The sequence below is a fragment of the Fusibacter fontis genome, from assembly GCF_055378735.1.
Map to the genome: position 1 here is coordinate 2,160,975 of NZ_AP042445.1, position 23,552 is coordinate 2,184,526.

Annotated in this window: 21 protein-coding genes and 1 pseudogene; 4 read left to right on the plus strand and 18 right to left on the minus strand. The window is 37.0% G+C overall.

Going from position 1 to position 23,552, the window contains the following annotated elements; translation table 11 throughout:
* Nucleotides 1-8: 8 nt before the first annotated feature.
* On the plus strand, nucleotides 9-938 hold the full coding sequence (locus ACZ41W_RS09775) for a helix-turn-helix domain-containing protein (RefSeq protein ID WP_464311794.1): 930 nt from the start codon (nucleotides 9-11) through the stop codon (nucleotides 936-938).
* Here the strand turns inward: ACZ41W_RS09775 and ACZ41W_RS09780 are convergent.
* Complete coding sequence (locus ACZ41W_RS09780; RefSeq protein WP_464311795.1) at nucleotides 935-2,368, minus strand: hypothetical protein; 1,434 nt, start codon at nucleotides 2,366-2,368, stop codon at nucleotides 935-937. The genes ACZ41W_RS09775 and ACZ41W_RS09780 overlap by 4 nt on opposite strands.
* A 233-nt stretch (nucleotides 2,369-2,601) precedes the next feature.
* Here ACZ41W_RS09780 and ACZ41W_RS09785 point away from each other — a divergent pair, with 233 nt between their 5' ends.
* The gene (locus ACZ41W_RS09785; protein ID WP_464311796.1) at nucleotides 2,602-4,344 is read left to right on the plus strand and encodes an ABC transporter ATP-binding protein; all 1,743 of its coding nucleotides are present in this window, start codon (nucleotides 2,602-2,604) and stop codon (nucleotides 4,342-4,344) included.
* A 491-nt stretch (nucleotides 4,345-4,835) separates the two neighbouring features.
* On the opposite strand, the gene ACZ41W_RS09790 is transcribed toward ACZ41W_RS09785, so the two are convergent.
* Nucleotides 4,836-5,666: a rhodanese-like domain-containing protein gene (locus ACZ41W_RS09790; protein WP_464311797.1), complete on the minus strand. Its 831-nt coding sequence runs from the start codon at nucleotides 5,664-5,666 to the stop codon at nucleotides 4,836-4,838.
* A 177-nt stretch (nucleotides 5,667-5,843) separates the two neighbouring features.
* Entirely contained in the window at nucleotides 5,844-6,599 is a 756-nt protein-coding gene (locus ACZ41W_RS09795) for a hypothetical protein (RefSeq protein ID WP_464311798.1), read from the minus strand.
* 288 nt (nucleotides 6,600-6,887) lie between these two features.
* On the opposite strand from ACZ41W_RS09795, the pseudogene ACZ41W_RS09800 reads away from it, so the two are divergent.
* A pseudogene (locus ACZ41W_RS09800) lies at nucleotides 6,888-7,139 on the plus strand (ABC transporter ATP-binding protein); the annotation flags it as partial.
* 109 nt (nucleotides 7,140-7,248) lie between these two features.
* On the opposite strand, the gene ACZ41W_RS09805 reads toward ACZ41W_RS09800, so the two are convergent.
* The 7 genes from ACZ41W_RS09805 to ACZ41W_RS09835 all read right to left on the minus strand — a co-directional run bounded on the left by ACZ41W_RS09805 (nucleotide 7,249) and on the right by ACZ41W_RS09835 (nucleotide 13,590).
* Entirely contained in the window at nucleotides 7,249-7,824 is a 576-nt protein-coding gene (locus ACZ41W_RS09805; protein ID WP_464311799.1) for an accessory gene regulator ArgB-like protein, read from the minus strand.
* The gene (locus tag ACZ41W_RS09810) at nucleotides 7,811-7,954 is read right to left on the minus strand and encodes a cyclic lactone autoinducer peptide (RefSeq protein ID WP_464311800.1); all 144 of its coding nucleotides are present in this window, start codon (nucleotides 7,952-7,954) and stop codon (nucleotides 7,811-7,813) included. The genes ACZ41W_RS09805 and ACZ41W_RS09810 overlap by 14 nt, the downstream gene beginning before the upstream one ends.
* A gap of 198 nt (nucleotides 7,955-8,152) precedes the next feature.
* Nucleotides 8,153-8,518, minus strand: coding sequence for a hypothetical protein (locus ACZ41W_RS09815; protein ID WP_464311801.1), 366 nt, complete (start codon nucleotides 8,516-8,518; stop codon nucleotides 8,153-8,155).
* A gap of 168 nt (nucleotides 8,519-8,686) precedes the next feature.
* Nucleotides 8,687-9,964, minus strand: coding sequence for a sensor histidine kinase (locus ACZ41W_RS09820; RefSeq protein ID WP_464311802.1), 1,278 nt, complete (start codon nucleotides 9,962-9,964; stop codon nucleotides 8,687-8,689).
* Nucleotides 9,961-10,680 carry a LytR/AlgR family response regulator transcription factor gene (locus tag ACZ41W_RS09825; RefSeq protein WP_464311803.1) on the minus strand — a complete coding sequence of 240 codons (720 nt, stop codon included), beginning with the start codon at nucleotides 10,678-10,680 and terminating at the stop codon, nucleotides 9,961-9,963. Before ACZ41W_RS09825 ends, ACZ41W_RS09820 begins: the two co-directional genes overlap by 4 nt.
* A gap of 95 nt (nucleotides 10,681-10,775) precedes the next feature.
* Nucleotides 10,776-12,779, minus strand: coding sequence for an amylo-alpha-1,6-glucosidase (locus tag ACZ41W_RS09830; protein WP_464311804.1), 2,004 nt, complete (start codon nucleotides 12,777-12,779; stop codon nucleotides 10,776-10,778).
* Nucleotides 12,780-12,792: 13 nt separating this feature from the next.
* Nucleotides 12,793-13,590 (minus strand): inositol monophosphatase family protein, encoded by a 798-nt coding sequence (locus ACZ41W_RS09835; RefSeq protein ID WP_464311805.1) that lies wholly within the window; start codon nucleotides 13,588-13,590, stop codon nucleotides 12,793-12,795.
* Between the two features lie 446 nt (nucleotides 13,591-14,036).
* Between ACZ41W_RS09835 and hydE the strand changes: the two genes are divergently transcribed.
* A complete protein-coding gene (gene hydE / locus ACZ41W_RS09840; protein ID WP_464314286.1) occupies nucleotides 14,037-15,116 on the plus strand; it encodes a [FeFe] hydrogenase H-cluster radical SAM maturase HydE in 1,080 nt (359 codons plus the stop codon).
* 11 nt (nucleotides 15,117-15,127) lie between these two features.
* On the opposite strand, the gene ACZ41W_RS09845 is transcribed toward hydE, so the two are convergent.
* From ACZ41W_RS09845 to ACZ41W_RS09880, 8 genes are all read right to left on the minus strand, one after another.
* Complete coding sequence (locus ACZ41W_RS09845; protein ID WP_464311806.1) at nucleotides 15,128-15,868, minus strand: hypothetical protein; 741 nt, start codon at nucleotides 15,866-15,868, stop codon at nucleotides 15,128-15,130.
* A 217-nt stretch (nucleotides 15,869-16,085) separates the two neighbouring features.
* Nucleotides 16,086-16,544 (minus strand): hypothetical protein, encoded by a 459-nt coding sequence (locus tag ACZ41W_RS09850; protein ID WP_464311807.1) that lies wholly within the window; start codon nucleotides 16,542-16,544, stop codon nucleotides 16,086-16,088.
* Nucleotides 16,545-16,825: 281 nt separating this feature from the next.
* The gene (locus ACZ41W_RS09855; RefSeq protein ID WP_464311808.1) at nucleotides 16,826-18,166 is read right to left on the minus strand and encodes a sensor domain-containing diguanylate cyclase; all 1,341 of its coding nucleotides are present in this window, start codon (nucleotides 18,164-18,166) and stop codon (nucleotides 16,826-16,828) included.
* Nucleotides 18,167-18,493: 327 nt separating this feature from the next.
* Nucleotides 18,494-18,793 carry a hypothetical protein gene (locus tag ACZ41W_RS09860; RefSeq protein WP_464311809.1) on the minus strand — a complete coding sequence of 100 codons (300 nt, stop codon included), beginning with the start codon at nucleotides 18,791-18,793 and terminating at the stop codon, nucleotides 18,494-18,496.
* A gap of 1,344 nt (nucleotides 18,794-20,137) precedes the next feature.
* Complete coding sequence (locus tag ACZ41W_RS09865; protein WP_464311810.1) at nucleotides 20,138-20,671, minus strand: hypothetical protein; 534 nt, start codon at nucleotides 20,669-20,671, stop codon at nucleotides 20,138-20,140.
* Nucleotides 20,672-21,030: 359 nt separating this feature from the next.
* Entirely contained in the window at nucleotides 21,031-21,540 is a 510-nt protein-coding gene (locus tag ACZ41W_RS09870) for a hypothetical protein (protein WP_464311811.1), read from the minus strand.
* A gap of 10 nt (nucleotides 21,541-21,550) precedes the next feature.
* Nucleotides 21,551-21,991, minus strand: coding sequence for a LytTR family DNA-binding domain-containing protein (locus ACZ41W_RS09875; protein WP_464311812.1), 441 nt, complete (start codon nucleotides 21,989-21,991; stop codon nucleotides 21,551-21,553).
* A 162-nt stretch (nucleotides 21,992-22,153) separates the two neighbouring features.
* Nucleotides 22,154-23,392 (minus strand): MFS transporter, encoded by a 1,239-nt coding sequence (locus tag ACZ41W_RS09880; protein WP_464311813.1) that lies wholly within the window; start codon nucleotides 23,390-23,392, stop codon nucleotides 22,154-22,156.
* Between the last annotated feature and the right edge of the window lie 160 nt (nucleotides 23,393-23,552).

Below are 23,552 nucleotides of genomic sequence, written 5' to 3' on the forward strand. Positions count from 1 at the left end.
GAGGCTCCATGTACTATAACACCATCATCTTTGGTAAATCTATTTTAGACATTCGAAAAAAACTAAAGTTAACGCAGAGTGATATTTGTGAACTCACTGGTATCAATGTCAACACAATTCGTCGCCTTGAAAATGGAAAAGTCTATCCCAAACCAGAGACACTTGATTTACTCAGTGTGGTCTATAAACAAGATATCTCACAAGTTTTCTTAAACTGTCGGATGGATGATTATAAAGAGTTTAATTCACTACTGGCGAAGTTTGACGCAGCTTCTGAGGCGAGCGATATGGTTAAAACGCGTGAATATTTACATACATTAACTGAACTTGAAAAATCTGAAATGAATATTTATTATAGAAACCTTCTAAAGCAAATGATTTATTTAATAGAAGGTTCTATCCCTTATGTTGAAGGTACTGATTACGAAGCAGCAAAGGATTTGTTTTTAAAAGGATTAAGGATGACTATAAGTGAATTTAACTACGAAAACTACGCAGATCATGTATATAACAAACTTGAACTTCAAATTTTGATGAATTTGGCATCCATAGAAAGTGATCTAAAAAATCCCCTTATGTCCTTTGAATTAATTGAGCACTGTGTACGAATATTAGACAAAATTCCTGAGCTTAACCAAGGTATATTACCATCAAAAATATACTATACTGCATCAACGATTTTCCATCTCAATCAGCAATATGAAAAATCCCTTGACTATGCTGTCAAGGGAATTGAATATAACAATCTTACAAGAAGTCAATTTGGATGTGGTCATCTATATGCTCGCAAGGGTTTTGCAGAACTAAACCTCAACTACGATAGTGAAATTTATCTTCAATCATTTCGTACAGCTGCTTTTTACCACGATGTGCTCAATCAACCACAGCTAAAAACACTCCTTAATCGCATGCTAGACAAACGGGGAATTACACTTTAGTGTTTTACCATCTCCTGCACTTCAACTTCAAGTTGCTCTAGTGTCGCTTTAAGGGACTCTTCTGTTATCTGACCGCCCCATATATAGTCTGTTGTGATCTCCATTAACTTGTTTCCAATGTACCCAGATTGACTGGAGAGTGCCATGTGTTGAAGCGCCAATGGTTGATTGTACTGATTCATGAGCTGTTTGTGCGCGTGTATCACGCTTTCAGGTATTGGGTTTCCATTGAGCGTCAAGCTGTTATCTTGAGCCATTTGATACTGTTCTTCCTGAACTGATTTTAGAACGGTTCCAGACATTTTAAGTCGCTCTGTTGAATAATCCTTTAAAGTTCTTTGAAATTCGGAACTAAGTAAATAGTTGGCGAAATCCACGGCTTTTGCTTGTTCTTCAGAGCCATTATTCAATATGCCAAATCCAACCGCCACAGAAAGGCTATAATCCGAAATGATAAATCCAGACTCTTTCTCGGCAATCTGTTTTGAAAAATCTATTAAATCAAAGGCGTTAAATGCTGCTTGTGTCAAGTAATTGACTGGTCTTTGATCTGCGATTGCTGCATATTCTTCCGCTTCCGATACAAATAATTCACTGCTGGTATCTGTATTAAAATTTAGAATCTCATCTTTCGTGAGCTCACGTTTTGGTAATGTTTCTATAAATGCTTTGCATTTTTTCACTTTATCCATCATCGCTTGTTGGTCAAATTGAATGGTATCATTGGTCAAATAAAATAAATTGAAAAATCCCATTTGCAAAAACAATTCATAGTCAAAGATGTTCATCGTCGCAACCGATGTGTCTGCCCATTTCATAAACAAATCTTCTACTTCTTGAGTCGATAAAAATGCGACACTTGAGTCCTGACCAAATGAATCAACCAGTGTCCGGTTCATCATATTTCCATATGCGAGTACCGATAAAGCACTATATCGCTCACTTTTCATACCATCAAACACATCGTCGTAGTTCTCAATAACACCCTCAAGTGGTAACAATGCATCCTTCATGGTTTCCATCTGATGCAGTTCATCCACGCAACGCGTATTAAACAACAGTATTTCAGGCTGATCATCAGAGGATAGAAGTTCTTCTCGTGCTTCGAAATACGCTTCCTGACTGTTGGCGTTCACATTGATCAAATTGACCTCAACCCCTGTTTTTTCTTCATATGTTTTAGCTGCATGCTCCATAAGTGTGAACCCAGAAGCAGCTGGGAACCGATCTCCATATGTATTCCACATCACCACATCGATTTTTTCCTTTGGTGCATCACTTCCTTTTAATGTGTTAGAACAAGCCACTGTTGACACCAACACACTCACAAGACACATGCACGCAACGCCTCTTTTTAATGTTTTCCTAAATGTTCTTTTAAATGTTCCCTTTAAATTTACACTTGTTACTTTCTCATTTTCACACTGCATATCCTTAGCCTCTTTTCGTCAATTTTTATTTGTCACTTGATGATTCTAGGCTATAGAAAATATATTAAGATAATATTAAAGACGAAGAAAGTATGTATTAAATAAAAACTTTTTATCCTAGCCAATTCCCTTTTTTCGTACTATAATAAAAAACAGAGATATTTCGCAAGGCTAAACATTATATCGTTGAGCCTGCAATTTGTATAGATTTTATGGAAAAGGGAGATGACTAGATGATCAAAAAATTCGTCAAATACTATAAGCCCCATCGAACGCTGTTTATACTGGACTTGCTGGCAGCTTTTACAATGGCCGGCATCGACCTACTCTTTCCGATGTTTTCTAGGACATTTATCAACGACTTGATTCCCAACAAGGAGTTAAAGCTCATCGTTATTTATTCGACCATCGTACTCTTGCTTTATGTGTTCAAGATTGGTCTCAATTACTTCATGGGCTATTGGGGACACGTTTTAGGCTCTCGAATAGAATTTGATATGCGAAAAGATTTATTTATGCACATTCAAAAGTTGGAATTTTCATTTTTTGACAATATTAAGACAGGGCAACTCATGAATCGACTCACATCCGACCTCAACGAGGTGACGGAGCTTGCACATCATGGTCCTGAAGATCTGTTTGTTTCACTGGTGATGCTGATTGGAAGTTTTATCTTGCTCTGTCAAATCAATCTTCCACTCACGCTGATTATCTTTATTTTTGTGATTTTTACGATCATCTTTTCCATTCGTCAACGAAAATCCATGATGGTGACATTTAGAAGTGTGCGCGCTAAAATGGCCGATATCAATGCACAGCTTGAGAGCAGCATCTCAGGAATCCGTCTTTCAAAATCATTTGCCAATGAAGCTTTTGAAATCGAGAAATTCCATACGACAAACGATGCGCATCTCCATTCGAGAAAAGATTCGTTTAAGGCGATTGCTTCATTTTCAGCAGGGAACAGCTTTTTTATCGACATGATGACTTTGGCTTCCATGGTGGCAGGCGGTATTTTCGTGTACGTAGGCGCGATTGATTATGGTGACTTGGTGGCATTTTTACTATTTATCGCGTTTTTCACGAAACCGATTCGAGCACTGATTCAGTTTACTCAACAGTTCCAGTCAGGGAGCGCGGGTTTTGAGCGCTTTATCGAGATTATGGAGATGCAACCTAAAATTGTAGATGCAGAAGATGCGTTATCACTAAATTCCGTGAAAGGTGAAATTGAATTTAAAGACGTTACTTTTTCATATGAGGCCACTGGCGAACCTGTACTGAGCGATTTCAGTCTATTGATACCGCATGGTAAGACGATTGCACTTGTAGGCCCTTCAGGAGTTGGAAAGACGACGATTACTCAGCTGATTCCGAGGTTTTATGACATTCAAAGTGGACAGATTTCCATTGATGGTACGGATATTCAAAAAATCACCATGAACTCCTTGAGAAATCAAATCGGCATCGTTCAACAAGATGTGTTTCTCTTTTATGGCACGATTCGTGATAATATTGCGTATGGTAAACCGGATGCGACAGATGATGAAATTATTGAAGCCGCTAAAAAAGCGAATATTCATGAGTTTATCAGTGGTCTAGATTATGGCTATGATGCATTTGTAGGCGAACGTGGTGTGAAACTCTCTGGAGGTCAGAAGCAGCGAATTGCGATTGCGCGTGTATTCCTCAAAAATCCACCGATCCTCATCCTTGATGAAGCAACATCTGCCCTTGATAATGAAAATGAAAGCGCCATCCAAAAATCCATCGAAGCACTTTCAAAAGGTCGCACGACACTGATTATCGCGCACCGACTTTCGACGATTAAGAACGCCGACGAAATCTTGGTCATGACCGATCAAGGCATCGCAGAGCGTGGTTCACACGATGCTCTCATCGAACGCGGTGCTCTCTATAGCAGACTCTATCACGCTCAGTTCAGAGGGTATATTCCGGATGAGCTTCAAGGGTAAAACATAAAACATAAAACATAAAAAATAAAAAATAAGGATTCATCTTTTCCCTGTTAATGGTGGTATGCTACCTATTGACGGGTTGGGATGAATCCTTTGTTATTTTTTTATTATCAATTTTTTATATTAATGAAACTGCCACTAAGGACAAAACACCTAGTAGGATTATCATTATTTGTACTTTTTTGAATTGTTCTTTTGGATAATCTTTAAATTTTGTCTGAATGGAATCTATTAACAACACCACAAGTAACGAGCTGATTAATATTGATCCTAAATGATTAATTTGTAGGTTCTTATTCACATATAGAATCGCTATGTAACATAGTGTATAAAATAATGCATAACCTAGTTTTGAAATTTTCGACATAATTGGTCTCCTCATAATTGGTATCACTCATCTATTAAATATGATTTTCAATTCACCTCAATCAATACAATTTGATATTATTATAACTAAAATTATTTTTAATTTCAATTTAAACTTCCTTCTACTTATCAGACATTCCATCATACCCTTTGTACATATGAAAAATCAAAGCATTCTTACAAGTTTTATTGACAACTTCAATAACTTTTTCACTTCTTTTTCCACTACCACAGTACAATAATACAACTTGATTATTGAAAACACTAGATACTAAACTTGAGTTACCTAGTAATTCATCATGTGGGTATAACAAAGCACCGTCCAAATGTCCTCTATCAAATTCCTCTTTTGATCGTACGTCAATCACAATTAACTTGTCAAATTTATTTTTCAATCCTGTTACATCAACAGTTTCAACGTCAATCACTACATTTTCTGAACTTTGAGAATTCTGAACATCTGTAACAACCATACTATTTACAATGTCAGTATCGATTAATTTTACTGTTTTCAATGTAACAATAAGTTCATCCGCATACAAATCAGTCAATTGAGATTCCACTATTTTTCCATCTTGATCAACTAAAGCAAATCCATTTTGATAATATAATGTTTCCTTGTCAAATATTTTGTACATTGTAAATATATCTCCATTTTTGTCCGGAACAACATCAATTCCTAAATTATGAAGTATATCTATCTTGTTTAAAAGTTCCGATTCTGCGTTTGCGATCAACTTAAATTTTACATTTATATTCATTGCTGACAAATTTGAAATCACACGTAATTGATCACTATTACATTCACACGAAGGATTTGTTAAAAAAATTAGTGCTGTGTATTCATTAGACATAATTTCATTATTTAGTTTTGTTATTACCTTATTTTGTTTTTCAAAATTGTCTTCTGTATTGAAGTCCAAATCAGAAATTAAATACATTAATGCAAACATTAAAAATACACATAAAAACATTATTACAAATTTTTTCATATATTTATTAAGAAAACTCTTATAGAATATTTCTTGCTCCTTTCACTTTAAGTTACAATTTTTCGAATATACTTGGAAATAATAGTATTGAAATATGAAAATAGCAATTACTTATTTTTAGTATTTATTTTTTGCGTATCAATAATCACAAACATTGTACCATACGCTTTTTTCACATAGTGAATATCCCGCAACATAACAAGGAGCATAGCAAGCTGCTTTGCACGCAACTATTATTGCCATTTGGGCAGGTCCTACTACACCTGTTATTGCTGCACCTCCGATATCACATGCACCTTCACAAGCAAACTGGCAACTACCATCCATATGTCCTGGATATGTTACCCACTTAACACATCCCGGAACAGATCTACAATTTGTATTTCCATTTGTTGTGATGTCTGATTTAATTGATGATATTCTCATACTTTGCTCTGTTTTTTTAGCTTTAATAGTGCGTATTTCACTCACTAAATTATGATTAGCATTTTTAAAAGATTTATTGTACAACTTTCCATCATAATAAACTGAAATTTCTGCTTTTCCAGAGCTTGCTATTTTACTATAATCTGTAACTGTTGCAAATAAATATTTATCCTTAAAGAAATACGTATAATTCAACAAAGATTCCATACGCACACTATCAGTTTTAGTATTAAGGTTTACATTATATGTAATACTTAATCCTATAACTTTACTACCATCAAATACTTTTGAAACATCATAAACTTTATTAAAAATAATGTTACTCGAATATTTTTTGTATATGAAATCTTCTTGAACCAAATTAATAAAATGGTCTTCACTCTTATCATGCGCATCTGCAAATGATGTAATAGTAATACTTGTTAAGATAAGTACAACTATCAATAACCCTGATAATACCTTCTTCAATCTATTTCCCACCCTTTCTATTTGCTATTTTTATTTCAATACTATGTTAACGATATTATAAAAAAAAAAAAAATATATGTCAATCAGAAAAAATATACAAATAATACATTTTTAAATATTCATATTTATTTACTAATTTATTTTAAAAAGCCATTTTGTGCAAAATTATCACACTTTAAACATCATATTGCAGTATCCTGATGTGCTAATCGACCGCGTTTATGATATAACTTCTTGACTACTTGTATCAAATTCATCAAATGCTGATATTTCTATTTTAGTTTGAAAACATCTGCCCTTGATAATGAAAATGAAAGCGCCATCCAAAAATCCATCGAAGCACTTTCAAAAGGTCGCACGACACTGATTATCGCGCACCGACTTTCGACGATTAAGAACGCCGACGAAATCTTGGTCATGACCGATCAAGGCGTCGCAGAGCGTGGCTCACACGATGCGCTCATCGAACGTGGTGCTCTCTATAGCAGACTCTATCACGCTCAGTTCAGAGGGTATATTCCGGATGAGCTTCAAGGGTAAAAAATAAAACATAAAACATAAAAAATAAGGATTCATCTTTTCCCTGTTAATGGTAGTGTACTACCTATTGACGGGTTGGGATGAATCCTTTTATCTTTTTATACCGCCTTCACTGCGCTCTCATTAAGCTCAATTTGCCATAAACCAACAACACGCTGCAGGTAAAAATTGCCATGGTAATGACTTCACACAGCTTATACGAGCAGAGTCCAAAGTAGAGTTCAATGACAAAAAGTGCTTCGACGATGACCAGTACAGAAGCCGTTTGTTTATAGCGTTTTCGTTCAAATTTATTGAGCGGATGATTGGGCGATTCCACTGGAGAAAGCCATATGATCAAGGCACTTGAAATTCCCAAAATCCAAAGCACATGCTGTATTTCAGCATATTTAAAAATCATCATTTGAATATTTAGTACAATAATTGAGTAAATAAAACATTTTGAGGCACTTCCTGCGTGATATCCACCTGCATAAACCCTTAAAGGGATGTAAGCAATCATCAAGACGATGACTTCTACTAACATCCCCCAAAGTAGCCCTATAATGCTCATTGAGAGTAAATGAATGACTTGAGTCACTCCATATTTGATGCCGTATGCATATAGGCTTTGATCTTCTTCTTGGATGACATTTCTGTCTACCCAGCGGTCCGTAATTTTTCCTGCAATATCATCGATGATCATGTGTTTTCAACTTCTCACTATTTTGTGGTAATTTCGGTTGATTCAGAAAGAAGAAGCAGGTCGTATTCACATTATTTTTAGTTCCCGATAACGCCATTTTGGATAAAAGAATATCCATTTTTCTGTTCATAAAAAAACCCCCTCAATAAAATTTTATAGTGGTGTTGCTTGCACACACTCTACCATAAAATTTACACTTTAGGGGGCTACTTGTAATAAACTAAGCTGTTTTTGTAATAAACTAAGATTTGTTTTGATTGATTTTTGATTTTGGGGTGTTTTTTGTAGTTTGATGCCATGTCAAATTATCTCTATTTTTATCCAGAATTTAATTAAAATAAGATTTGTGCTTTAATATATATCCGGCTGCAGATAAGTAAATTGATAAAAAAAACAAAGCCAAAATTAGAACGTCATAAACATGCTGCCTAATCATCAAGACAATTGATATAAAAACATAGCAACTAAAAAATATACATAAAAGAACGGATAGATAATACGAATACTTTTTCTTTAACAAAATTCCAACTCCAGACAGAACGAATAAAATACCCAGTACAATGCCCAAACCGTTAAAATATGGATGAATACTATAGTTCACAAATTCTAAAATTTCACTGTGAAGTAAGTTGTCGAGTGATTCATTGATACTTACAACACCATATAAAACAAAAACGAATGATAATATCCTCATCAGTTATTTCTCCTAATGCTAATAACTTAAATATTCTTCATCGGTACTCCAATAAAGAACTGCACAAACAAATACTAAGAACGGGGCTACTTGTAATAAACTAAGCTGTTTTTGTAATAAACTAAGATTTGTTTTGATTGATTTTTGATTTTGGGGTGTTTTTGCTCGTTATGCAAATAAAAGAATTTTCACTTTAAAGATCTGTTGATCGTGATGAATATGCATTTCACCATTGTACTTTTCCACTGTTTTTTTCACGATACCAAGGCCAAGTCCGTGACCAGTTCCTTTTGATTTCGTCGTTATTAATTTTTCGCCTTCACGCTTTATTTCTCCATCAAACGCATTGACTGTCTCGATTAACAAGCGCTTTTTGACGTATCGAATCGTCACTGTCAGTTCACGTTCTTTTCCATATCGTTCAAGTGCTTCCATACCATTGTCGATGAGATTGCTCAAGATCGTGGACAAATCAAACGTTGGAATATTCAAAACTTCAGGGACTTCCAAATCGTATTTCATTGCAATTTGTTTTTCAGCCGCTTCACTTCTTTTAAAATTTAAAATACTGTCAATCACTTGATTTCCTGTTGAGATTCGATCGGTTGTCGCAGTATAGTGAGAGACAATTTCACCGATATACTCGTGAATTTCACTGGTGCTATCATTTTTTGAAAGCTCATTGAGCATGTTCATATGATTTCGCCATTCGTGTTTCATAGAACTATACCACTCTTCGGTGTTTTTCATCAGTTCAAACTGATTCTCATAATATCTATTTTGTTGAGTTAACAGTTCATTTTCCATGAGTTTCAAACTGTTTTTATGTTGGGTGTCATAGAGGTAAAAGACGATGACATTAATTAAAAATACGGTCATCAAGGATATAAAAATCAGCGGTGTCATTTCACTAACCGACTGATATAACACGACGACCAAGTATAACGACATAATCGGAATAAAAAATACCGACATCCAGTAGAGCGGAAGAATCTTCACTTGATTTTTAATGCTCTTAAAGTTTCCAAATAAGAGCACTGCCATATAGGCAATTAATTTGTTGGCAACAAGTGCAAGAGAGTTATCAATCGTCGTCGTTTCAACGATTGATTTTCCAAGATACCCCATTGCAACGACCACTATGATTTCCACAAACGTGAAAATAAAGCTGATATAAAAAACTGACAATAACCGGCTTTTAATTGATGCATGATAATTATACGTAAGTGCATATAATGTCAATAAGTTGGTCGCAAGGAGAATCACTGGAATATTGACGAACATAAACATCAAAGAGATGATGAGTGTATAAAGTACATAACTTCCAATATTCACCCATTTTGTCGTTCGGCGTTCTTCAAAGAAGAGATCTAAAAATTTATAAACTGTATAAGTCCCGAAAAAACTCGTTAATAAATACACCCATTGAAAATTCGTTAAATTCATGAATTCAGTGCCTCCTCCACTTTCATTTGAAAGTGTCTTACTTCTTTTCGATAACTCTGGCTAATCATCAGTTTGCTGTGATTGCTTAAGATGACGTAATCATATGAGAATTCTATAATGTTGTGATAGTTGACTAAAATCGAGTTGTGAATTCTTAAAAATAAGCAATCGGCTAATTCATCGCTGACTTCATCGATTTTCCCGTAGAAATAATCCGCTTCCGTCATAGTGACAATCTTGATTTTCCTGCCTTCCGCTTCAAAGTAAAGCACGTCATTTACAGGCACTTTCTTGCTGGTATGCCCTGTTTTATAACCATAGACTTTGACTTGATGGTTGAGAAAAAAGGCCTTTTCAAGTATAAACTGTAATTTGACAGTATCTATCGGCTTTACGAGAAAGTTGAGAGGTCTCGATTCGAAGAGTTTCATGGCATGCCGTTCACTACCTGAAATATATACGATTTGAAGGCGCTCATTGCCCATGGCGTTTCGAATGAGCAGCCCCAAATCCGCCCCACTCAGTTCATATAATTCTATATCTAAAAACAATAAATCTAGATTCTTGTCTGCCTTCAGAAAGTCATAGACTTCTTCTCCACTGTTGAACAGTTCGATGTGAATTGGAACTGCTAATTTTGCTGCGATTTTTTTGATTTCTTTTGAAAGTCCCGAACGGATGATCTCTTTGTCATCACAAACCCCAATGGCATACATGGTTGTTCCCCCTTCTCGTGCAACATCTTACTCAATTCTATCATAAATAGCTTCTGAAACAAACTACATGAACCCTCACGAGGATTCGACGAACCTTATTCTATCATGTGAATCATGCGAATCGCCTCTGCTACTGACCATGCTTGTGCTGAACATCCCCTTTGCGCATGTGGTGCGCCACCTTCAAAAATTTCTGAGATGCTTCCATGAATTCCTTCATCGAGATGTGTCAACAGACTTTCGAGCTCTGCTTGAATCTTTGATTCGTCATGGTACGTTTTATAATGAGCCTCTAAATACGGGCCGATTAACCATCCCCATGCTGTGCCTCTGTGATATGCTCCATCTCGACTCAAGAGATCGCCTTCATAAACTGCGTGGAAATTTTCATCTTCACGTCGTAGCGTCAGAAGTCCGTAAGGAACTTTAAAGTGCTTCTCTACATAGTCGACAATTGTTTTCCATCTTGTGTTCTCTAAAACGGCAAATGGCAAACTCACTGAAAAGATCATGTTAGGTCTTGGGATATCCACTGGATTTCCGTCGATGATCAGATCATATAAATTCTGATCCGTTTCGTTCCAAAACGATGCATTAAAAGCAGTTTTGACTTTTAAAGCGATTTGTTCGTATCGATTGGCTTTGTTTGTTTTGTGTAACTGTTCACTAAGCGACTGCATGATGCGAAGGGCATTGTACCACAGTGCATTGATTTCAACAGCTTTACCATGTCTCGGCGTCACTACCCAACCATTGACTTTTACATCCATCCAAGTAAGCTGGGTGGTTTCATTTCCAGTACTTAAAAGACCATCTTCATCCATATAGATGTCGTTAATCGTCCCTTTGATGTGATGCTCCATGATGTCTTCAAGTTTTGGATAAAGTCGTTTGATGGCATCGATATCCTGGGTTTTCTCCAAATAGAGATACAGTGCATTAAATAGCCATAGGGTTCCATCCGAGGTATTATACATCGGCGGTTGACCTTCATCCGGAAAATTATTCGGGATAATGCCGTTACTCGACATCTGAAGAAATCCTTCGATCATCTCAAGTGCTTCGCTGTACCTTCCAGTCTCGAGCGTCAATCCCGGTATGGCGATCATCGTATCACGCCCCCAATCGGTAAACCACGGATACCCCGCTATGATGGTTTTCTTTCCCGTTGTCGCGCGATATACGATAAAGTCATCTGCCGCTTGATAGAGGCGCTTAAGAGCATCTTGATTGATGGGTTGATTCGATGCTAGATGTTTCGATGCTATATCTGTTAATGTATGATAGCGATCCACTCGATTTTTAAAAATTTCTTCTACTGGCATAAAATTCGGTTCTAAATTGATCGTCACATCCAAACAATTATACCCAGTTTGAAGGGGTACACGCAGCATTCCCAAAATGATGTGTTGCTCTTCATCTGGATAACCGCGCTGTGTCTCAATTGGATAATAGCTTTTATCCGAATACATGCGATTGGATTCAAATGTTCCCTGAGAATACTGTATATAAATGGTTTTTTCATGAGCCGTTATTTTCAAAATATTGCCCGTTAACACTTCAATTTGATAATCCTCTATCATCGGCGTGATCACATCGTGGTGATCTCTAAAATTCAACCAAGGCGTCCAGTCAAATGTGTATCCCTGCTGATCGTTTGCTCGTATCTGATCGGGTAGATCTATCTCGTATCGCACTGCCAGTTGATTGCTTCCATAGAGAAATGCGTGCGTTTGTTTTACTTGAATTTGCATCTCGGGTATGAAAAAGGTTTGCTCGATGACACCTTGATGATTTCCCTCTATAAAATAAGTGGATGTCATTGGATTTTCAACATTGGAAACGTTTTCAGTGTTCAAGACAATTCGATTTGAACTTTGTGAAATCGCCATTTCGCCCTTAGATATTAAGTGCATTCTTTCAATGGGTGGGTTATAACTAACGGTATATAGACTGTGATATTTTCGGCAATTGACTTGATCCCACGTGCCAAAACTATACCCTCCGAGTCCGTTTGTCATCAGGTATTCATGGTTCATAATCTCTGATTGTGGTTTGCTTTTAGGCTGAAAATTCTGTGTCGTTTCAGGTTGGTTCATGATGTGCCTCCTCTTAATTAATCTCACCTAAGTGTTTTAATACTTCTTCTAAAATGTGTTCATTTGCAGCGACAATAATGCCTTTTCCATTAAATCCATGTGCGCTTCCTTCGATGGTTCCGACGATACAGCCTGCTTCTTCTGCTATTAAAAGCCCTGGCGCGAGTTCCCAGACATTGCTTGAAAACACAATGTGGCATCCATTTTTTCCAGCGCCTACAAAGGCAAAATCTACGGATGATGCACCTTGAATTCTGACTCTCATGGCTTTTTCTGCGAGAATTTCCATGGCTTTTAATTGAAATCCTCTAGAGGATGGATTGGATTTTGAAAAGTCGCCAAATGAAACGATGACTTCTGAAAGGGTTTTATCCGCATGTGATAAGGCGGTATCCACTTTCCGATATGCTTTCGTTTGAAGATGATAGTGAAGCATTCCCTTTCCGCTTTCTGCTAAATACATCTCACCTAATGCAGGCAAATAGATGATGCTCAGTATCGGGAGTTTGTTTTCAAGCAACGCTACCTGTACACCGTAGTATGGGATATCACAGGTAAAATTCAAAGTTCCATCGATAGGGTCACACACCCACGTCCGTTGATTGGTAAGCTCTGAGTGATTTTCTTCTTCTCCGATAAAATGATCTTCTGGAAATGCTTTCATGATGGCTTCTTTGATGCGGCGCTCCATTTGAAAGTCTAGATTGGTGACGATATCTTGTTTGCCTTTTGCACTTATTTCAACAACTTCAGGATTTTCAATAAGGGATTTGACAATCTCTATTAAGCTGTTTTTAATTTGCTCAATCATATGGACCTCCAGTAAAACGATTGATAGTTTGTAAATGCTCCTTTTATTTATTGATGCTTCATTTATTTATTGATGCCTCTTTTATTTATTAATGCTTCTTTTATTATACGAAATGAACTTTTTTTCGTCTATTACGTTTTTGCAACTTGACTTTTAAGTGTCGTTTTGATAAATTATTAACAAGCAACGTGCGTTTCAAATATTCAGAGGACATCCTTAGTCTATTTGTTCCCCTTGCTTGATAAAGTAATCAACCTAAAAGAAAAGAGTATTCTAATCTTAAAGGGAGCTGATTGACGCGTTTTTTGTGTGCATGCTTCTTGGCGAGAGAATGTCTCTTTTCAAGAAGCTTTTATTTTTTTGATGCGATTTAAATGTAGGTAAACATAGAGTCAACTGCACATGATGTTATTTGATTCAATCATATGGAGGGTTTCATGAAATCATTGAAAAATTTAATTGATACGTTATACGAACAGGAAGATTTATCTGATGACTTGTTACTCAGGTTAATAACTGAGGTCGAATCAGATGCTGATGCGAAGCAATACCTCATGGCGCGTGCCGTTGAAAAGCGAAAAGCATTTTATCAAGATGATGTATTTATGCGTGGGCTCATTGAGTTTACAAATTACTGTAAGCAAAATTGCAATTATTGTGGGATACGAGGAAAGAATGCCAAGGTCGATCGCTATCGACTCGATCAAGAGACCATACTTGCTTGCTGTAAGGAAGGGTATCAGTTGGGATATCGTACGTTTGTCCTACAAGGTGGGGAAGATCCCTATTTTACACAAGAGGTCATGGTGGATTTGGTCAAAGCCATCAAAAAACAACATCCAGATTGCGCCATTACACTTTCTATCGGTGAACTAAGTTATGAGATGTATGCTGCGTTAAAAGAGGCTGGCGCGGATCGCTACTTGCTCAGACATGAAACGGCCTCTAAATCCCTCTACGAATCCCTTCACCCAAATATGAGTTTTGAAAATAGACGTCGTTGTCTCAATGACCTCAAATCTCTTGGCTATCAAGTTGGTGCAGGGTTTATGGTGGGTTTACCTGGTCAGACAGATGCAGACCTTCTCCTTGATTTACGATTTTTAAAGACGCTCTCGCCGGAAATGGTGGGGATTGGTCCATTTATTCCACACGACGAAACACCTCTAAAGGGTTCAACTGGCGGCACTGTGGACAAAGTGTTGACGATGCTCGCTTTGACGCGTTTGCTTCTGCCAAAGGCACTTCTACCTTCTACAACTGCCATGGGAACACTCGATCCAAAGGGCAGAGAAAAAGCGCTAAAAGCTGGCGCAAATGTTGTTATGCCAAATCTTTCACCGCTTGCTGTACGTGAAAAATATGAACTGTATAAAGACAAAATCTGCACTGGTGATGAAGCCGCACATTGTAGAATGTGTATTGAAGGCCGCATCAAGAGTGCAGGATTTAAAGTCAATATGGGGCGTGGCGACCACGCGTCAAAAGTTCAACTAGATGAACCTGATTTCATCGTCATTGAATAACTGAAATGAGGTTAAATCATCCCTGCAACTGTGCTCAGGATGGTTTTGATGATGATGAATACCACTAAGAAAGTGACAGTCACGAGGGCGTTGCTCAGTCTGGAATATTCCACTGGGTCAGCGCCGTCTTGATTGATAAAGTAATGTGCTTTGCTGCCGAGTGCAATGTCAATCACGTTCAATACGAACATGAGAATAATCGTAAATAAGAATATTTTATTCACAAGATCGAATCCTTTAAGGATGGTCTGCGTGAACAATTCTCCGTCGAAAAAGACGTCCATGATGTTTCCTTCGATCACTGCGAGTCCAAACATGCCCATAATTGCTAAGAATGCAATGGCAATAAAGGACTTGATAATGATGGAAAAAACACGTCTTCCCATGCTGCTTTCCGAGAATAGCAACTTTTCAATCGGATGATAGATTTTTTCATACTTTTCGTCATACGCTTTTACGGATATCTTCGCGATATCTCGGCTAAGCAAGTGTACGATACTCGCCTTATCTTCTACGAGCATGGCATCGTTTTCGTTGCGAGCCAGTTCAAAATAGCGATCCTTTTCTTCTTTGTTCAGTCCTTCTAGATGAAATACTTCACCGTACTTCATATGAATGCTCAGAGCATACATCACTTTATTTTTTTGTCTGCCTGTTGTGGTTTTAGATGCAGATGTAGGCGTTGACTGCTGTGTAGACTGTGACGCTGCAGAGTGTTGAGATGCAGACTGTGGTGTATTTTGATCGTTCATTCTTACCTCCCTTAATGTCATACGAATTTGATACCATATTATCTGAATTGTCAAACAATAAGTTGAGTTTATTATACCATCATTTTATTTTTTTGTATAACTCATCTAATCATAATCGAGATGATTTCATTCATTTGCGTAAATCGATATCATTTCATTTATTTGCATAAATCGATATCGTTTTATTCATTTGCGTAAATCGATATCGTTTCATCCATTAGCGCAGCATGGTTTCGAGCTCTTCGATAAATTTTCTTTTATCATCGATGATTTCTAGTAGTACATAATATGCGATCGAAGTCGTTGTATCGCTAACGACCATTCTTCCCTGGATATCCACTAAAAGTGCATAGATTGCCTTCTCCTGATTGAGTGCGTACTCCATCAGAACTTTACGTTCAGTAATATGGATGGGCGTGATGGTTCTTGCGAACTGATTGACCAATGAAGAAATCTTATCAAACACGCTAAAATCAATCGTCTCAGCAATTGCATCTGTTATATTTTCCATGATTTTTTTATAATGCCCAATATCCTTATTCGCCGACCGTATGAGCACGCCAATAAGCAGTCGCATTCGAATGTCGCCACTGTTTTCTTGAAGTCGTAAATAAGCACTTTTCTTTTTTTCTGTAATGTCGATTGCTTTTCTTAGTATATCGCGTATGTCGTACATATTTTCCTCGTCTCAAATTTGCAGTTTAACCTACTATTTTCTAAACCTAATCATGAAGCAGTTTCATAAAGAAGGACCTGTGTAAATGATTTATGCACAAATCCTTTAGATGCTTCGTTGAATTGTATAGGTTGTTTATTCGTGATTCTATCTCTATTTTACATCTAATTGATTGGAAATGATACCTCAAACACCCTATTTTAGATAATTATTATTTTAACAAACTATAAATTTAAATTTATTGAATCATTCAGATTCGAAAATGGGAAATTGAAGTTCATTTACTTACTACGATTAGAATTTTCTTGTCGCTTATCTTGATACATCCTTTTGTCTGCTACTTGAAAGATTTCATCAAAAGTCGTACCATCATCAGGGTACAGAGCATGACCTAAGCTTGCACCCACTTGAATTGTATTATTTTTAACGGTGATATCGAAGAAGAGATGTTCTTTAATCCGGTGCATTGCTTGAACAAGGGCCATTTCATCTGAAATGACTGGTACGATGATTAAAAACTCATCTCCACCAACGCGATAAACAATGTCCCCGCTTCTCGCAATTGATTTGAGTTTTTTTGTCGTTTCAATTAGAACGATATCTCCCACCATGTGACCAAATGTGTCGTTGATGTATTTAAATTGATTGAGATCTAATATGATAATGCCCACTTTATGTTCGTTGCGGTTTGAGGAGGACATGAATTGTTCCATGTCTTCAGGTAGTCCATTTCGATTTCTCGCACCAGTCAATTGGTCGTGTATGGCTTCTTTTCGAATCACTTCATTAGCTTTGATGGATAAATAAGTCGCCGCTGTTATTAGGTCAAAGACGATAAAACTCACAACAAATAGAAGCACTGTTTTAAATTGGTCTGGACGGTACTGTTTGCCCGCATCAATTCCCACTTTCCAATCAAAGAGATTTCCATTATATTGGAACCATTCCAAATCCTTGGTGATTAAATTGGATTCCCCAAAGAGGACATCCTCTCCTGATAAAATGATGACGTCAATTCCAAGAACGGTCTGATATTCGTCAAATAGCTTTTCAAAAGACTCTTTTCTTATAACCAAGCTTGTCATTCCCCAGTAATTACCCTGATGGTCGAGAAGTGGACTCCTCACAATATAGCCCTCACCACCTTGAACAAGTTTAACGGGGCCTTGAAAGGAGGATCTCAGCGTTTCTTTAACTTCCAACACGGATTTACGTTGAGATTCATTTTCTGCTAAGTCTACTCCGATGGATGATTTGTTAGCTTCATATGGATAATTCCATTGAATGGTGGTTCCCTTTAGTATGCCAATATTATTTACAAAGTCCAGTTGATCTCGCATCAAGAAGTCTAGATAGGCATAAATTGATGCATCATTTGTTTCTGGACAGGTATTCAAATAGGCTTCAAATCCTTTGATTAAGTTGGATATGGTTACAATTTTCGTGCTCATCATATTATCAAAATGGGCAAACTGCTCGGTCGCTTCAAGTTTTTTAAGCTGCTGAACTCGATTGGATTCATAAAGTGCAAATCCAAAAATGACCATACTAAACACAACTCCGACAAATACCGCAGCAATAATAGGTTTTTTTCGCTTGTACAGCTTAATAAAATTTATCATGAGCCTAAATCCCTTCATTTGATCAATTGCGAAAATCAGGTATCATATAATTTCACATATAAGAATTATGCAATTTTCCAACTTAGATAACATGATTTTACAGTAGGCGTTTATTGCGTTTTCACTATAGAATCATATTTAATTGGTTTATTTATACCTAATATGTAAAACTATATGCAATATGAATAAAAAAATAACAGACAGCTGATACCATCTGTTATTTGTTTGCTATGTATTTTGGTATAATGCTTGACTTTGTAGTATTTTCACTTAAAAATTCTACTTTTTCCAATAGCATAAATTACAAAATCAGTGAATCAAATGCTCCTATGATTCAATTTTTGTTTGAACAGAAAATAAATCTTGATTGTGGATCGATACTTTTTCAAGTGTGATACCATGAGCTGAACTCAATGATTTGTCACAGAAAAACAAAATGTCATCGACGAGATAGCGATTGTATTTTTTTTCTTCTCCATTTTCAGGCAAGTTAAAACGCACTTCTGGTTCCCTAAAATCTTCTTGATTGTTTTTTGTAAGCGTTTTGCCGCTTGAACGGATCATGATAACGCTTTGTCGTTCCTTTTTAAGAAAGTTTCGAACTTCCGGTTGAATTTTAATGTTCATGTTGTCACCTCACTTTGCTAATTGCTTACGGTACTTTGATACCCGATTTGGTCATGGATAAACATATAACAACTTTTCACTTGGTCCTCGGCTTCGCCTGCGGGGTTCGCTTTCACACGCACCCACCCAGCGCACAGACAACTACTCACTTGGTCCTCGGCTTCGCCTGCGGGGTTCGCTTTCACACGCACCCACCTAGCGCACAGGCAACTACTCACTTGGTCCTCGGCTTCGCCTGCGGAATTCGCTTTCACACGCACCCACCTAGCGCACAGACAACTACTCACTTGGTCCTCGGCTTCGCCTGCGGAATCGTTCATACGTTGTCTGTGCGCTAGGTGGGTGAGGGGTGTAAGAGAATTGGCCTGTATGCGTATTTGAAGATCAAGGGATTTGGTCGTTTGAGGATGAGGTAAAGTCCGCGCTTTAAGACACTCCAATAAATATGCATGAACGATTCCACAGGCAACGCCGAGGACTAAGTGAATGCATGTTTATTGGAGTGTTCTTGTGTATTTATTTCGATTTAGTGAGTAAATGTGAGAATAAAATAAAAGAAACCATGGACATGGTTTCTTCCGATTGTTTTCCTCTATAATTCGCCACATGTGATGCATGGGTGAGTTTGCAAATTAAGCGTGAATCTTAAATTCCCAAATATTTTTGGTTCTCACATATAATGCGATTCCCTCGCAGTTCTCTTAACTACCCAATGTGTAGACAACGTATGAACGATTCCGCAGGCAAAGCCGAGGACCAAGTGAAAAGTTGTTTGTGCACTGGGGAGTTAAAGATCGAGTAAATTTGGGAATAAAATAAAAAGAAACCATGGACATGGTTTCTTCCGATTGTTTTCCTCTATAATTCGCCACATGTGATGCCTGGGTGAATTTGCAGATTAAGTGCGAATCTTAAATTCCCAAATATTCTTGGTTCTCACATATGATGCGATTCCCTCGTAATTCTATTAACTACCCAATGTACAGACAACGTATGAACGATTCCGCAGGCGAAGCCGAGGACTTAGTGAAAAGTTGTCCGTGCACTGGGGAGTTAAAGATCGAGTAAATGTGAGAATAAAATAAAAGAAACCATGTACATGGTTTCTTCCGATTGTTTTCCTCTATAATTCGCCACATGTGATGCATGGGTGAGTTTGCAAATTAAGTGTGAGTCTTAAATTCCCAAATATTCTTGGTTCTCACATATGATGCGATTCCCTCGTAATTCTATTAACTACACAATGTACAGACAACATATGAACGATTCCGCAGGCGAAGCCGAGGACCAAGTGAATAGTTGTCTGTGCAATGGGTAGTTAAATGAATTACGTAATTCGCATCCTCACATCAAAAAGAATAATTGAAGATACGCCATCACTTTACCCCCAACCATCAGAATCAAAACTGCCATAATCGGTCGAATGTCTCGTCGTTGATCAAACAAAAGATACGTGTAAACGTATGAAACAATCGCGACGATTTGATTCAACCAATAAAGTAATGGCATATTCCATATAGATTGATCACCTTGAATGAACACTAACCCAGCATAGGCAATGAGATATAGTCCTAGAATCACTAAAGTACGCATATAGTCTTCCATTTTTTTAAATAGACCGTTGAGTAAACTCACGGGAACTACAAATAGAAAAAACATCTTGATAAAATATAGAATAATTCCAAATACTGCCCCCAGTACGAGCGAAAATGAAATTCCCAATACGCCATAATGTTCAATCCATTCATCCGCTTGATCAAGGTTGCTCGTTTTATTCATAATAGGAATTGAAATGAGTAACATAAGGATCAATACCCCTATGATATATTTACGTGCATCAACTTTTAAAAGTTTATTGTGGATGTCTTTTATAATCATTGAACTAATTCCCCTCTCTGATGATCTGCTCTTCTCTCTATCACTACGTATTAAAGTCCGTAGAGTACCCAGTAATCTGCAAATAGAAAAATGAAAAACTGTTTTCCTCTACTTTTCTCACATATGATACATGGGTGAGTCTGCAGATTAAGTGTGAGCCTTGAATTCTCAAATGTTCTTGGTTCTCACATATAATGTGATTCCCTCGCAGTTCTCTTAACTACCCAATGTACAGACAACGTATGAACGATTCCGCAGGCGAAGCCGAGGACCAAGTGAAAAGTTGTCTGTACATTGGGTAGTAAAAAGAACTACGTATTTCGCATATATCATGAACACATCCATCAACTTATAAAAGTCTATTGTGGATATCTTTTATACTCATTGAACTGATTTCCCTCTCTGATGAAAGTTCCGTCTTGTGATTTAATTTTTAGATTCATTAAATCGACTTTTCTCTTCATCGCTACGTATTGAAGTCCGTAGAGTACCCAGTAATCTGCAACCAGAAAAATGACAAAGATTGCAAGTATTCCCCAAGGTGAAGTCGGTAGTCCCATATTAAAGGTGATCCATGAAAAATAAATAGAGAAAGTAACAAGGACATTGGCGAAAAGCTTTAAATGCAGTTTAGAGCCATGATCATCAAATAGCTCAAAACAAATGGGAATCATAAAACCCGTCCAACATGTGATGGCAAATTGATAGAGATAAATGGTCAGTTCCGACCACTTGAATCGATTGTTGAGGACTAAATTTAACGACTGCTGATCGAGTGACTGAATAATCAAGATTACATGTAATATGAACACGCTAATGAACATGCCCATAAGCGATTTTTTCAGTATTTTTTTTATATATTCTTTCATTGATTTCACCTCAAATCCCTAAATGTGTTTTGATTTTGTCAACATATCGCCTAGATACATAGGTCTTATCGCCATTTTTAAATTTTAATGTAATCGTTCCTGTGATACTCAAATCAAGACTTTTTACCTTTTGAAAATTGACAATTTCCGAATTGGATATTCTAACAAAATATTTATTAGGAGGATTTTCTTCCAGTTCATACAATCTATTCTTTAATGCAAAAGTCCCGTCATCGCATAAAGCGACGATTTTACCCGACTCTGTTCTCAAACTTAGAACTGTTTCTGGTGGAATAATAAAAACTTCTCCTTCATGATAGCCAAGTAATTGCTCTTCTGTGTCCGACTTGAGACGGTCGATGATCTCCTGAATCTCAGGCGTAATTCGATCCGTATGTATGGTGAGACACGGTTTATGATATTGTTCATCTATAATGATTTTTACATCCAATGGACTATCTCCTCTCGTTAAGCTATTTGTATTATATAAATAACTTTATAAAGTTTCAATGCGCTTTCAGTAACTGGTCTATTTTAAGCACTACATGGTAAGAACATATGATCATTTTATTCACCTTCAGTTTGTAGATTGGTTCTTAGATTAATTCTCGGATTACTTTTCAGATCGCATATGATAAAACGTATTCGCAACCGTCAAGATGGTTCCCAACGCAGCCATAACAATAAATGCGCCTTTTAGCGATATAAAATCCCCTAGAACACCAACTACCGGAAATAGAAAAATCATGAAAAAACTAAAGACCATGCTCGCCATGGAAAGCAGTGTCGCCCTTTTTTCACTTGGAATTACTTTGTTGATATAATCTCCAAGTGCTACAAAGATCAAACCTTCTGCGAGTGAAATCGGAATGTAAAATAGAAAATGATATTTTGCCAGTGCAATGCCCCACATACTTGCAGAAATCAAGATCGGCATGGAAAGGAGAATGCCTCGTTCTTTAATGACGGCTTCTATCCTAAATACTTGTGGCGCTAAAATTGCTCCAAGGATTCCCGTTACCGCATAAAGAGATCCAATGACGAATTCGCTGTATCCATCCCCTTTCATATAGTTTTGGAGATAGAAGAAAACAGTTGTGGTAAAACTCATGAGAAATTGTGAGAAAAGTATCAGAAAAAGGAGCCTTTTATGACCTTTTAAAATGGCAAAACTTTCTTTAAGTTGTTTCCATAAGCTATAGCGATTTTCTTCAGGTACACTCCCTCCCACTGGTGGTTCAGTGAATTTAAAGGCATATCCAACGCTGATCAAACCGATGATGATGGTAAACGCAAACGCCATGTGATAGCTTTTTGTTGCAAGGTAGCCCCCTGCTAAAAATGAAACCACATTGGCGAGTTGAAAAAGCATTTCTTTATTGCCGCTAATTTTCATATAGTCGTGTTCTTTTCCTGTCGCTTTCATGGAATCATAGACGAGCGCATCTCCTGCACCAGATTCCATATTGTAAGAAAGTGCTGTTATGACAAAAGATATGGCAAACCAGATAAAACTATTGGCAAAAAGAAGCAACATCACACTGATAACTGAGCAAATTCGCCCTAAGATACGTGATGTCCGTCTTCCGTAAAGATCTGCAATCGCTCCCGTTGGAACTTCCATTGCCAAGGAAGTGAGGTGAAAAATTGTTTCCAAGATGCCTAGTTGCGTTAGACTCATGCCTTTTGAAGCGAGGTAAATCATCCAAATTCCTCGAGTTAAATCCACGTTTTGGATGAAGGTGAATAGATAGTTTCTCGGAATGTTTTTTGATAACGCCTCTTTAAACTGTGAAGATTGGTTTGTGTTTTTATTTTTATTTTTATTTGTGTTTGTATTTGATGAATTCATGATTTTCAGTCTCCTCTAATGATTCGTATTTGTTTGATTCGTAATTTAAATTAGAAAATTGCATAATTCTTACTTATGAGAATCGAGTTCTAATTTATTAGAATCGAGTTCTAATTTATTAGAATCTCAATTTTTAAAATGGCGTGATTGAGCCATTTTA